Source organism: Allobosea sp. P1_B10 (assembly GCF_056406735.1).
The window spans coordinates 31,022-43,751 of record NZ_JBFTZP010000020.1; the positions used below are offsets into that span (position 1 = coordinate 31,022).

Consider the following 12,730-nt stretch of genomic DNA (forward strand, 5'->3'; position numbering starts at 1 on the left):
TCAGGTTTGCCCCGCCGGGCTCGACCCGGTTGGCCTGAAGATCTCCTGCACCGAGCGGATGCATCGCCGCTCAGACCCGGTTGTAGATGTCTTCGAGGCGGATGATGTCGTCCTCGCCGAGATAGGCGCCATTCTGGACCTCGATGAGCTCCACCGGCTCCGATCCGCCGTTCTCGAGCCGATGGACGGCTCCCAGAGGGATGAAGATGTGCTCGTTCTTGCCGAAGAAACCCACGGAATCGTCGACGGTGACGGTCGCGACGCCGCGGACCACGACCCAGTGCTCCGAGCGGAAGCGGTGCTTCTGCAACGACAGGCGACCCTGCGGGGCAACCACGATCCGCTTCACCTGAAAACCGTCGCCGGCATCGACGACCTGGTAGGAGCCCCAGGGACGATGCACGTTCGAGTGCGATTCCGCCTGGCTGCGCCCCTTGCTGCGGAGCAGCTCGACGACCTGCTTGACCTCGGCGGACCGGCTGCGATCGGCTACCAGGACGGCGTCGCGACTGGCGATCACGATCAGGTCCTCGACCCCTAGCACGGAGGTCATCGGGCCATCGGTCGAGACGAAGCAGTTATGGGCGTCGAAAAGCTCGACGTCGCCGCGGCGAGCATTGCCGCTGCCATCATGCGCGCTCAGCGCCCAGAGCGCGTCCCAGGTCCCGACATCCGACCAGCCGCACGAGGTGGTGACGACCGCGGCCCGGTCGGTGCGTTCCATGACGGCGAAGTCGATCGAGCGCTTGCCGGACTGAGAGAATTCGGCAAGCGACAGCGCGAAGGCGCCGTTCTCGACATGCCCGAGCGCGACGGCGGCCTCGACGGCCTCGACAGAGCCGGGCTCGAACAGCCTGTACTCCTCGATCAGGGTCTTGGGCTTGAACAGGAAGTTGCCGGAATTCCATAGCCAGCCATTGAGCAGGTACTCGGCCGCGCGGTGCCCGTCGGGCTTTTCGGCGAAGCGCTCGACGCTTCTGGTGCCGCCCTCGAGCGCCTGGCCCGGCGCGATCCAGCCATATTCGGTGCAGGCATGGCGCGGCGTGATGCCGAAGGTCACGAGCCGGCCGGCCCGCGCCGCCGAGAGCCCGCTGGCGACACAGCGCCGAAACGCCTCGGGATCCTCCACGACGTGATCCGACGCCACGACCAGGACCGGCATGTCGGTCCCGTCACGCCCCGCGACCATGCAGCCGGCAAGAATGGCGGGGCCCGAATCGCGGCGTTCCGGCTCGAGCACGATATCGGCGCTGACGCCGATCTCGGCGAGCTGCTTTTCGGCCAGCACGCGGTGGTCGCGATTGGTCAGGATGATCGGGCGCGCGAACAGCTTGTCCTGCAGCCGCAGGACGGTGTCCTGGAAGGTCGACCTCTCGCCGAGCAGCATGGCGAACTGCTTGGGCAGCGAGTTTCGCGACGCCGGCCATAACCTGGTTCCCGCACCGCCGCACATGATGATCGGCCGGATCTTCGCTGACATGATGAGGTCCTCTCGGCGGGGTGATGGGCAAGTGCTCAGCGCTGGGGCGGGACGGTCGCGAGGGCTTCGAGGCTCGTCCGCGCCGAGCCGAGCGGCACACCGCTCGCCGGAGCCGCCTGCTTGGGCGTGATCTGGACGATGTCTCCGGGCCGCAGCGTGGTTTCGAAGCCGGCCGCGATCGTTGCGGGCTGCAAGCCGGATTGACGCAGGATGCGAATGTCCCAGTCCGTCGCGCCGCCGGAGCCTTCGCTCGCGACCAGTCCGCGCCGGCGGCTCTCATAGATCTCGCGCGCGACCGGGATGCTGCGCTCGGTCTCGACGAGCTTCTGGCGCGTCTCCTGCAGCTCGATCACGACCCGGCGCGTGAAGGCCGTGTCAGCCTCCTTGAGCCGCAGCGTCAGTTCGCCCAGTGCCGTCTGGTTCTTGGCGATATCGGCCCTGATCCTGGCTGCGTCGCTGCGCGTGCGGGCATATTCGCGCTCGCGCTCGACCTGGACGGTGCGCAGGCCGTGCCCGGTGGCGGCGAGCTTGCCGTATTCGCTACTCTGCTCGCGTGTCAGTTCGACCTGCTGGTCGGCCAGACGACCCTGCTCCGTCAGAGCGGTCTTCTCTGATTCGAGGCGGGCCACCTGCTGGCTGAGCAGGTCGCGCTCTCCGTCGCGGGCGCGGCGCTGGAATTCGAAGATTTCCTTCTCGCCCGTCATCAGCTGGGCGGCGCCGGGCGTGCGGTCGAGCACGTCCTGGGGAAACTGCTTCAGCGCGTCGCGCTCGGCCTCCAGCCGGACCCGCCTGGCCGTGAGCATCTGGAGCGAGGTCTCGAGCGAGCGCAGGCGCTCCTCGGCGAGCAGGAACTCGGACTTCAGGATCGAAAGTGACTGGTCGCCGACGCGATAGCCGCCCGCGAGCGCGACCGCGCCGAGCACGCTGAGCCCGTGGCGGAAGGGATAGCTGCCGGGCGAGCGGACCTCGCCCATGATGTAGACGGGCTTGAGCTCGGCGATCCTGAGGCTGACGACGGCCTCGCGCAGATATCCGTCCGTCAGCCCCTCGCGAATGCGGGCCTCGGCTTCCTGCGGCGTCATGCCGGCGATCCGGACGCGGCCGATCAGGGGCATCTGCACGGAACCGGTGCCGTCGAGCACGAAATCCCCGGAGAGATCGGTCTGGCCGAAAACCGAGACTGTGACCTTGTCGCCAACCGACAGCGTCTCCTCGCCCTCCCGCGGTTCGGCGGGACCGGCGGCGAAGGCGCCCTGCCCCGACAGCACCAGGAGACAGGCGGCCAGCAGAAGCCAGCAGCGGACATGGCGGAGCGGCCGAGCCCAGATTGCGGCCCCGGCCGGCATGGGACGTCCGAGAAGTCCCGCATGATCAATCGTCATATGCAAGGCAGCTCCGATCAGCCTGCCCAGACCGGCCACGGGATTGGAGGATGGGCCTGGTCAGGATGTCAGGGTTGCGCCGGGATTCCGCGTCGCCATTCAGGCCAGCGCGGGTCGCTGCCGGATTAACTCCAATGTTCGCGGGCCCGGGCGCGCCCATGCGAAGCGTCGCGCCGCTCCGCCGCCGAAGTAACCCTTCATGGCCGGGCCCGACGGGGCGGGCCTCCCGAAGCGCACTTTGAGAATGCGCGCCGGGCAGCGAACCTGTTTGCGGGTTCACGACAGCGACTGACCGGAGCGCAACCATGCAGAAACGTATTCTCGTGACGGGCGGCGCCGGCTTCCTGGGCTGCCATCTCTGCGAGCGCCTCGTGGCAGAAGGCCACCACGTACTGTCACTCGACAATTACTATACCGGCCGTCGTGAAAATCTTGTCTCTCTTCTTGGCAAGCCGAATTTCGAAGCATTGCGGCACGACATCACGTTCCCGCTCTATGTCGAAGTCGACGAGATCTACAACCTCGCCTGCCCGGCCTCGCCAGTTCACTACCAGCGCGACCCCGTCCAGACCACCAAGACGAGCGTGCTGGGCGCGATCAACATGCTGGGCCTGGCCAAGCGGCTCGGCATCCCGATCCTGCAGGCCTCGACAAGCGAGATCTACGGCGATCCCGACGTCCATCCCCAGGTCGAGAACTACCGCGGGTTGGTCAGCATCAGCGGCCCCCGGGCCTGCTACGACGAGGGCAAGCGGTGCGCCGAGACGCTGTTCTACGACTACAACCGGCGCCATGACGTGCCGATCCGGATCGCCCGGATCTTCAATACCTACGGCCCGCGCATGAACCTCGAGGACGGCCGCGTCGTCTCGAACTTCATCGTCCAGGCGCTGCGCAACGAGCCCATCACGCTCTATGGCGACGGCCGGCAGACGCGGGCGTTCTGCTTCGTCGACGATCTCGTCGAGGGCCTGATGCGGCTGATGAACATCGGCACCGCGCTCGATGGCGCAGTCAATCTCGGCAACCCCGTCGAGGTCACCGTGGCCGATATCGCCAACATGATCATCGCCATCACCGGCTCGCGGTCGAGCATCGTCTACCGGCCGCTTCCGCAGGACGACCCGCGCCAGCGCTGCCCCGACATCACCAAGGCGCGCGCACTCCTGCACTGGAGCCCGAAGGTCGAACTCGAAGAGGGGCTGCAGCGCACCATCGCCTATTTCGAGGATCTGCTCTCGCAGGAGCCCAACCCCGTGCGGCATCTCGAGAGCGCGAGGGCCGGATGATGACCGCACAGGATCTACCGCCGCGCGTCCGCATCATGGGCGTCAACGTCAGCGCCATCACGATGAGCCAGGCGCTGGCCACGGTTGAGGACTGGATTGGACGCAAGGCCCGCAATTTCGTCTGCATCACCGGCGTGCACGGTGTCATCGAGAGCCAGTCCGACCCGAAACTCCTGGCGATCCACGATCATGCCGGGCTGGTGACGCCGGACGGCATGCCGCTCGTCTGGATGGCCCGCAAGCTCGGCTACCGCCACACGGAGCGCGTCTACGGGCCAGATCTCATGCTGAAGCTCACGGAGCTGTCGGCCCGGAAGGGCTATCGGCAGTTCTATTTCGGCGGCGCGCCCGGCCTGGCGGACCAGTTGCGCGAGCGTCTGGTCCAGCGTTTCCCCGGGCTCGAGGTGGCGGGCACGTTCTCGCCGCCGTTCAAGCCCGTCAGCGCAGCCGATGACGCGGCGATGGTCGCGATGATCAACGCGGCCAAGCCCGACATCGTCTGGGTCGGCCTCAGCACGCCCAAGCAGGAATACTGGATGGACGGGCATCTCGGTCGCATCGAGGCCCCGGTGATGATCGGCGTCGGCGCGGCCTTCGATTTCCTGGCCGGCACGAAGCGACAGGCGCCGCCTTGGATGCAGCGCAACGGACTTGAATGGTTCTTCAGGCTGCTTTCGGAGCCGAGGCGGCTCTGGCGCCGCTATGGCCAAATCGTGCCGCGCTTCATCGTCGGGGCCTCGCTGCAACTGGCCAGGCATCTCGCCGCGCCCGCCGCTACTCCCAAGAACCAGGATGTCCCAAGAGTATTATAATACGCTTTGACAACTGTAACGCACGCAAGAACTCGCTTTCCCTGTACACTCCAATCGCATTGAGGTGATAAAATGGCTAAAGAATCCGTACTTGTCACAGGCGCCGGTGGATTTATTGGTTTTCATCTCGTAAATTACCTTAGAGATCTCGGCTATCACGTCCGCGGCGTCGATATCAAATCGCCCGACTACGGCGCCAGCAATGCCCACGAATTCCGGGTCCTCGACCTTCGTGAAATCGAGAATTGTCGCGAAGCCGTCAACGGCATGGACCATGTCTACAACCTCGCCGCCGACATGGGCGGCATCGGCTACATCTCCGGCGCGCATGCCTCGATCACCTACAACAACACCATGATCTCGGCGCAGATGCTGAAGGCGGCGCATGACGCCAAGGTCGGCCGCTTCCTGTTCTCGTMCTCGGCTTGCGTCTACCCGCAGCACCTCCAGGACGTGCCCTCCGTCGTTCCGCTGAAGGAAGAAGACGCCTTCCCGGCCGATCCCGAGGCCGGCTACGGCCTCGAGAAGCTCTATACCGAGAAGCTGTGCCAGTATTTCACCGAGGACTACGGCTTCCCGACCCGGTCGGTGCGTTTCCACAATGTCTACGGGCCGCTCGGCACCTATGATGGCGGCAAGGAGAAGGCTCCCGCCGCGATCTGCCGCAAGGTCGCTTCCGCACAGTCCGGCGATACGATCGAGGTCTGGGGCGACGGCCAGCAGACGCGCTCATTCATGTATGTCGACGATTGCGTCGAGGGCATCTACCGCATCATGCAGGCGGATTACTCAGGCCCGCTGAACCTCGGCACAGACGAACTCGTCACTGTCAGCGAGCTCGTCGACATCGTCGCCGAGATCGCCGGAAAGTCGATCGTCAAGCGCTTCAACACCAATCGCCCGCAAGGCGTGCGCGGCCGCAACAGCGACAACACCCGCCTGCGCAAGGTCCTGGGCTGGGAGCCGCCGATGCATCTGCGTCAGGGGCTGGTGCCGACCTACCACTGGATCGAGGGCGAGATCAGGAAGGCTGCGGCCCAGCCTGCCCCGGCGCCCGAGACCATGGTCGCGGCGCAATAGCGCTAGCAGCAGTCGTCGGTCGATCAGGGCGCGAGGGAGGTCTTCCATGCAGGACGTCGGCACGAGCATCGTCTCCACGGCGCTCACTGTGGCCCGGCCGGAGGACCGGGTCGGGTTCGGCGTAGCCCCCTCGATGCGGCGCCGGCTCGTCGCCTCTGCCCTGGCGGGAGGCGATCTCGCGGCGGTCACCATCATCGTCGCGATACTGCACCTCGCCTTGCCCGAGGCCGAGGGGGTGGCGGAAGCCAGCCCCTTCGGATTCTGGATCGCCTGGGCGCTGGTCCTGGCCGCAGCCCAGATCGGGTTTGGCCTCTACGGCTCGGAGCATGCCGAGCCGGTCGATCGCCTGAGGCGGCGCTGCCTCGCCGTTGCCGCGACCGCCGCCCTGATGATGGCGCTGGTGCATAGCGGCCTGCTGATCTCCCGCTTCGGTGCCATCGGGATCATCCTCGGGGCCGGACTGGCAATCCCGCTCGGCTACTACATTGAGGCGCTGGTCCGTGGCTGGCTGCTGCGCCACGCGTTGTGGACCGCGCCCACGGTGCTGTGCGGCCCGATGTCCGCCTGCGCGGACCTCGCGCGCAGCCTGGCGTTGCAGCCACAGCTCGGCCTGAGACCGATCGCCATCCTGATCGACCCCAAGGACAGATCGCCGGCGGATATAAGCCATCTCGTCGGCCTGCCGGTGATCACGCCGGACCAGGCCGACAGCGTCGCGCATCTGATCGAGGTGGTGCTGTGCACCTCCAACGATCCGCGGCCCGAGAAGGCCGCCTGGCTGGCGCATCTGCCGCTGCGCCAGATCTTCGTGGTTCACGACACATCCTTGCTCCAGACGCTGCATCTGCGCACCCGCCCGATCGGCGGACTGCTCGGGCTGGAGCTGCGCAGCGCGATCCACATGCGCCACAACCTGCGCATCAAGCGCATCATCGACCTCGCGGTCGCTATTCCCCTGGCGCTGCTGGCCTTGCCGCTGATCGCGCTGCTGGCTGTCGCCGTGAAGGTGACGGCGCGCGGGCCTGCGTTCTACGCCCAGCCGCGCATCGGCCGGAACGGGCGCATCTTCAAGGTCTACAAGCTGCGCAGCATGCATGTCGACGCCGAGGCGAGGCTCAACGCCCATCTCGCCGCCGACCCCGCGGCGCGGCGCGAATGGGAACGCTTCTTCAAGCTCGCCAATGATCCGCGCATCCTGCCCGTGATCGGCCAGCTCATCCGCCGCTCGAGCCTCGACGAACTGCCGCAGCTCTGGAACGTGCTGCGCGGCGAGATGAGCCTTGTCGGCCCGCGCCCCTTCCCCGCCTATCACGCTGAATGCTTCGATGCGGCGTTCCAGGCGCTGCGAACCAGCGTCCCGCCGGGTCTCACGGGCCTGTGGCAGGTGACCGACCGGAGCGACGGCGATCTGGCGGTCCAGAAGCGGCAGGACAGCTTCTACATCCACAACTGGTCGTTCTGGCTCGATCTCTACGTGCTTCTCCAGACCGTCCTCGTCGTGGTCACAGCCCGCGGTGCGCGATGACAGGACAGGCGCGCCCCGCACGACACGCCACGCAGACCCGATAGCGACCAGACGTCAGTCGGACGGACCAGATGGGATACGCCACCATGGATTTCTTCAGCGAGACTCGCGACCACCGTCCTGCGACCACCTTGTCGAGCCAGTATGATGCGATCACCTTCAATGTCCTCGCCATGTTCTGGCGGCGCCGTGCACTGATCGTCTCGGTCGCGGCCGGCTTCGCCCTGATCGCGGCGCTGGTCCTGGCGATCTTGCCCAACCGATATGCGGCCGACCTGGTGCTGCAGTTCGACTTCGCGCGCGACGATGCCACTGGCACCGGCAAGTCGGCCGGCAGCGTCAACCTCGACCCGTCGTCGCTGATCGAAAGCGAGGCGCGGATCATCCGGTCGCTGTCGACCGCGCGCGCCGTCGTGACGGCGCTGGGGCTCGACAAGGTCGCCGAGAAACCAGCCTCCTTCTCGTCGGATCTCATGTCGCGGGCGGCACAGGCGCTGTTTCCGCAGACCGTGCGCGACTCGATACGCGACATCTTCGGCATCGAGCGCGCGGCGAACCCGCCCGCGCGCCGGGACCTGATCGCGCAGAGGCTGATCGGCTCCCTGACGGTGAGCAACGACGCCAAGGCCTATCTGATCTCGCTGACCTATCGCGACACGGACCCCGACCGCGCCGCCACCATGGTGAACGCCTTCGGCACCCAGTACATGCGGCGCAAGCTCGAGGCCAACACCGCCGCCTCGCAGCGCTCGAGCCAGTGGTATGGCCAACAGGCCCAGGAAGCCCGCGCCGAGCTCGGCCGGATCGAAAAGGCGATCGACGATTTCCGGATCCGCACCGGCTATGTTGAGATCGGCCAGGACGGTACGGACATGCAGCAGCAGTTGCTGCGCGACATGCTCTCGCAACTGAACGTCGCCTCCGCCGCACGTCTGGCCGAAGAGACCAAGCTGCGCCGCGCCCAGGAATCGCTTGCCGCCGGCAATGTGCCGCAAGCGACCGATCTCGGCGGATCTCCCGTCGTGCAACTGCTGCTGGATGAGGAAAGCAAGGCCCGCCGGGCGCTCGAGGAGGTCATCAGCGTCGCTGGCGAGCGCCATCCGACGGTCGCGCGGCTGCGCCTGACGCTCACCGCAGTGCAGGACCGGCTGAAGAAGCAACTCGGCCAGGCCGTCAGCAACATGGAAACGGACCTGCAGGCCGCGCTTGCCGCCGAGAAGACGCTGACGGCGCGCGTCGCGGCACTCCAGCAGAAATCGATCGAGGCCAAGGGTCTCGAGGGACAGCTCAAATCCCTCCAGGCCGAGGCAACCGGCGCCCGCGACCGGCTGAAGGGCTTTTCCGACGCCTACCAGCAGGCCGGCGCCGCAAGCGAGCTGAAGCCCGTGATGGCCCATATCGTCGCGCCTGCCGAAGTCCCGACGCTGCCGGCCTCGGCTAAGCCCCTGATGATCCTGGGCCTCGCCGCCGCCGGCGGCCTGACCGCGGGCGCCTCGCTGGCCTATCTCCTGGAGAAGCGCGATCGCGGCTTCCGCAGCGAGGACGAGTTCGCCAGCGAGACGCGGACGACCTGCCTCGGCCTGCTGCCGAACCTGGAGCGCTATCCCAACCGGCTCGAAAGCGTCGTCTTCGCCGAGGCCGTGCGCTCGACCGTCGCGGAGCTGTTCCCGCCGACCAATCCGCCCAAGGTCGTGCTCATAACCTCCTCGGCGCCTGGCGAGGGCAAGTCCTTCGTGGCCTCGGCCATGGCCCGGGTGCTCTCGATGATGGGCCAGCGCGTGCTGGTGATCGACGGCTCGCCCCGTCGCCTGCTGCTCGGCGAGCATTTCCCGCATGAGGCACTGCTCGACCAGTGCCTGTCGCAGCTCGGCAACCTGGCCGACCCCTGCGCGACCCGTGTCGCCAGGGTCAGGCGGGCCTCGGGCCTGCGCGACGGGCAGAACGTCTACTCGAACCCGGCTTTCGAGGCGATCCTGCGCGAGGCCCGCTCCCGCTACGACGTCATCCTGTTCGAGGTCGCGCCGGTGCTGCTTTCGGCCGACAGCGCGCTGCTGCGCGAGCATGCCGACACCGTGCTGCACGTCGTGAAATGGAACGATACGCTGAAGTCGACGGTCTCGACGACGCTGGATCACCTGACCCGGCTGGGGCTCGATGTCAGCGGCGTCGTGCTCAACGGCGTCGATCTCGAGGAGCAGGCCCGCTACAACGCATCCGATCGTGGACAGGTCTACCGGGACTACAAATCCTTCTATCAGGTCTCGGCATGAGTGGCCGCGGCCTGGGCGACGACGCGATTGCGAGCCATCACATGGGATCGGCGTCACATCCCCCATTGACGGGAGCCGGCTTCAGCTGCGAGAGCTGCGGTTCGCCGTCGATTCTGCTCCCGCATGATCTGGACGGACAGGCGCTGGTTCTCTGCGACGGGTGCCGACGACCCCTGGCCACGCTGGCCGAATTTCGCGAATCTGTAGGCCGCCTGCTAGCCGGCACGCAACGCTGCGAGCAGGCAGCTGACCTACAGCTCGTCCGATAGCGGGTAATCGTCCACAATTCGGGACGCCCGCGAAGCAGTCATCAATCCGCTGCAAACAATACAGAAATCGAGATCGGTAATACGATCGCACTAGTTCTATATTTCGACATTACCCCTTTCGGGGTATAATCGACTGATGATTTAGGGTTATCCAGAGTGGGAATCGATTCCAAGTCGATTCCATTTACTTAGGAGACCCCTTTAATGGCCACCTTTTACGTATCCTCGACAGGGGACGACAGTCTCTCTGGCCTCGATTCCTCGACGGCCTTTGCGACGCTGTCCCGGGCTCAGGAGGCAATGCGCCAGAGCTCATCCGCGGACACGACTTTCATCGCCGGCGGGACCTATGTTCTGAACACCCCCCTCACACTCACCTCCGCCGATTCCGGCTCATCCTTCGTGGCAGTCTCCGGTGAGACGCCGATCATCAGCGGCGGCACCGCCGTCTCCCAATGGACCCAGGGCAGCAACGGCATCTGGACCGCTCATGTCGATGCCAAGCTCGTCCAGCAGCTCACGGTCGACGGCGTCCAGCAGACCCAGAGCCGCTTCCCCGACGTCGACCCCTCCGACCCGATCCGCGGTGGCTGGCTCTGGGGCCAGAACGCCAAGGGCGACGCCACCTCGACGCTGACCTTCAATCCCGCCGACTTTCCGGCCGGCCATGCGCCGCAGGTCGGGCAGCAGGTGACGGTGTTCGCCGAGAACGGCTACGCCACCGATCGCCTGACGATCGGCTCGGTCGACGGCAACGTGATGCATTTCACGAGCGAGGCGAACTACGACCTCGGCGCCGCCAGCCGGTACTACGTCTCAGAGGCTACGCCTGACGGCGTAGGCGAATGGTCGTTTAACGCACAGACGCAGACGATCTCCTACCGGGCGCCCGAGGGCTTCACCGGCACCGGAGCGGTTGCTTCGGCCGACCAGAGCCTCTTCGTCCTCGATGGCGCGCATGACGTCACGATCAGCGGCCTGACGCTGACCAACACAGCGGCAAGCAACGGCGACAACGAAACTGCAGCCATCGAGGCCCATGACGCCGTCGGCCTCACGGTGAGCGGGAACCATTTCGTCAATGTCGGCTCGGGTGTGGCGTTGCATGACCAGAGCAGCGGCAACGTCATCGCCGACAACACGTTCAACCACATCTGGTCGAGCGCTGTCGCCCTGACGGCCGAGACCAGCGGCAACAAGATCTCGAACAACGTCATCGACCGCTCGAACGAGGTCTTCGTTCAGTTCGGCTCGATCGACATGAACGAGTCCGCCAACAACGTGATCGACCACAACACGATCAGCAATGTCCCGCGGTTCGGCATCTCGGAGAACAACTACGATCCGAGCATCGCCTCCGGCGGTAACACGATCGAGTACAACGAGGTCACGAATTCCGGCCAGCAGACCCCCGATGTCGGCGCGATCTACCTGTTCTCGCAGTCCGATCCCGGCGCAGCCGGCGACACGATCCGCTACAACAAGGTCGTCGATGCCGGCGGTCTGAACACCCAGGACGGCGGCTTCGCGCCGGAACTGTGGTCCTCAGGCATCTATCTCGACAATCTCGCCAGCAATGCGCAGATCTACGGGAACTTCGTCCAGGGCACCAGCTTCGCCGGCATCTACATCCATGGCGGGTCGAACAACGACATCTACAACAACACGCTGCTGGATAACGGCAAGTATGGCGTCTCGACTGTCGAGGTCGAAGGCTACGCACTGGGCGGAAACGAGGTCTACAAGAACTTCATCCAGGTTTCCGCCGACGGCAGCAACACGATCGATACCGATCAGACCGACGTCAAGATGATCCACGACAACGTCTACTACATGTCGGGTGGTGACGGGCTGACGATCGCCGACGTGTCGCTGGCGAGCTACCAGGCGCGCGGTGGCGACGCCGGCAGCGTCTCGACCTCGAATGCCGGCTTCGTCGATTCCGGCGGCGGGGACTACAGCTTCGCCGCCGGCTCGATCGCCGGTACGAAGGGGATCGAGTCCGTTCCGTTCGCGTCGATCGGCGCCAGTGGAGCAGGAGCCGAGCCGGCCCTGCCGCCGCGGCCGACCTTGCCGACGCCCGATCAGGACAGCGATCTCGGAACCGCTCCGATCCCGACCGAGCCTGCGATCCCGGCCGAGCCCACCACGCCTCCGGTGGTCGCCGAGCCGTCGACACCGGCCCAGCCGGAAGAGCCGGCGGCTCCCAGCGAGCCTGTGACGCCTCCGATCGTCGCCGAGCCCGCGACACCGGTCGAGCCCGAAGTGCCGGCGGTTCCCACGGAGCCCGTGACGCCTCCGGTCATCGCAGAGCCGGCGACGCCGGTCGAGCCGACCACGCCTGTGACACCTGAAGTGCCTGCGCAGCCGGAGATACCGGTCGTCGAGGCGCCCACCGATGGCGGTGGCTGGGGTGGCCATGGCGGCTGGGGCAACCATGGCGGCCACGGCCACGGCCATGGCGGCTATCACCAGTTCCAGAACGCGTTCAAGGCCCACTTCAACGACCATCACTCGTCCTGGCACTGGTAAGCCCGGTCCTAAAAAAAGCGAGCCGGCTCAGCTTCTGCTGAGCCGGCCGCACCCGCAGGGTTCTGCCCTGGTCCCGTATCGATAAAGCACG

The 12,730-nt window shown here is 66.1% G+C and carries 8 protein-coding genes; 6 read left to right on the forward strand and 2 right to left on the reverse strand.

The genetic code is table 11. The features are described 5' to 3' along the window. Positions 1 to 70: 70 nt before the first annotated feature. Together AC1D2L_RS24335 and AC1D2L_RS24340 are read right to left on the reverse strand one after the other, a co-directional pair. Positions 71 to 1,480, reverse strand: a complete 1,410-nt coding sequence (locus AC1D2L_RS24335) for a mannose-1-phosphate guanylyltransferase/mannose-6-phosphate isomerase (RefSeq protein WP_476848484.1) — start codon at positions 1,478 to 1,480, stop codon at positions 71 to 73. Between the two features lie 35 nt (positions 1,481 to 1,515). Continuing rightward, complete coding sequence (locus AC1D2L_RS24340) at positions 1,516 to 2,862, reverse strand: polysaccharide biosynthesis/export family protein (RefSeq protein ID WP_476848485.1); 1,347 nt, start codon at positions 2,860 to 2,862, stop codon at positions 1,516 to 1,518. A gap of 305 nt (positions 2,863 to 3,167) precedes the next feature. Here AC1D2L_RS24340 and AC1D2L_RS24345 point away from each other — a divergent pair, with 305 nt between their 5' ends. The 6 genes from AC1D2L_RS24345 (at position 3,168) to AC1D2L_RS24370 (ending at position 12,639) form a co-directional block, all read left to right on the forward strand. After that, positions 3,168 to 4,151, forward strand: a complete 984-nt coding sequence (locus AC1D2L_RS24345) for a UDP-glucuronic acid decarboxylase family protein (protein WP_476848486.1) — start codon at positions 3,168 to 3,170, stop codon at positions 4,149 to 4,151. After that, on the forward strand, positions 4,148 to 4,963 hold the full coding sequence (locus AC1D2L_RS24350) for a WecB/TagA/CpsF family glycosyltransferase (protein WP_476848487.1): 816 nt from the start codon (positions 4,148 to 4,150) through the stop codon (positions 4,961 to 4,963). Before AC1D2L_RS24345 ends, AC1D2L_RS24350 begins: the two co-directional genes overlap by 4 nt. A 72-nt stretch (positions 4,964 to 5,035) precedes the next feature. Continuing rightward, positions 5,036 to 6,043, forward strand: coding sequence for an NAD-dependent epimerase/dehydratase family protein (locus AC1D2L_RS24355; RefSeq protein ID WP_476848488.1), 1,008 nt, complete (start codon positions 5,036 to 5,038; stop codon positions 6,041 to 6,043). Positions 6,044 to 6,089: 46 nt separating this feature from the next. Beyond that, complete coding sequence (locus AC1D2L_RS24360; RefSeq protein WP_476848489.1) at positions 6,090 to 7,568, forward strand: exopolysaccharide biosynthesis polyprenyl glycosylphosphotransferase; 1,479 nt, start codon at positions 6,090 to 6,092, stop codon at positions 7,566 to 7,568. Positions 7,569 to 7,654: 86 nt separating this feature from the next. Further along, positions 7,655 to 9,838 carry a GumC family protein gene (locus tag AC1D2L_RS24365; protein WP_476848490.1) on the forward strand — a complete coding sequence of 728 codons (2,184 nt, stop codon included), beginning with the start codon at positions 7,655 to 7,657 and terminating at the stop codon, positions 9,836 to 9,838. A 473-nt stretch (positions 9,839 to 10,311) separates the two neighbouring features. Continuing rightward, positions 10,312 to 12,639, forward strand: a complete 2,328-nt coding sequence (locus AC1D2L_RS24370) for a right-handed parallel beta-helix repeat-containing protein (RefSeq protein ID WP_476848491.1) — start codon at positions 10,312 to 10,314, stop codon at positions 12,637 to 12,639. Positions 12,640 to 12,730: the final 91 nt, after the last annotated feature.

What these genes read in the sequence shown, in the direction of transcription:
- AC1D2L_RS24335 (WP_476848484.1), bottom strand. Translation starts at nt 1,480, where the DNA reads ATGTCAGCGAAGATCCGGCCGATCATCATGTGCGGCGGTGCGGGAACC.
- AC1D2L_RS24340 (WP_476848485.1), bottom strand. Translation starts at nt 2,862, where the DNA reads ATGACGATTGATCATGCGGGACTTCTCGGACGTCCCATGCCGGCCGGG.
- AC1D2L_RS24345 (WP_476848486.1), top strand. Translation starts at nt 3,168, where the DNA reads ATGCAGAAACGTATTCTCGTGACGGGCGGCGCCGGCTTCCTGGGCTGC.
- AC1D2L_RS24350 (WP_476848487.1), top strand. Translation starts at nt 4,148, where the DNA reads ATGATGACCGCACAGGATCTACCGCCGCGCGTCCGCATCATGGGCGTC.
- AC1D2L_RS24360 (WP_476848489.1), top strand. Translation starts at nt 6,090, where the DNA reads ATGCAGGACGTCGGCACGAGCATCGTCTCCACGGCGCTCACTGTGGCC.
- AC1D2L_RS24365 (WP_476848490.1), top strand. Translation starts at nt 7,655, where the DNA reads ATGGATTTCTTCAGCGAGACTCGCGACCACCGTCCTGCGACCACCTTG.
- AC1D2L_RS24370 (WP_476848491.1), top strand. Translation starts at nt 10,312, where the DNA reads ATGGCCACCTTTTACGTATCCTCGACAGGGGACGACAGTCTCTCTGGC.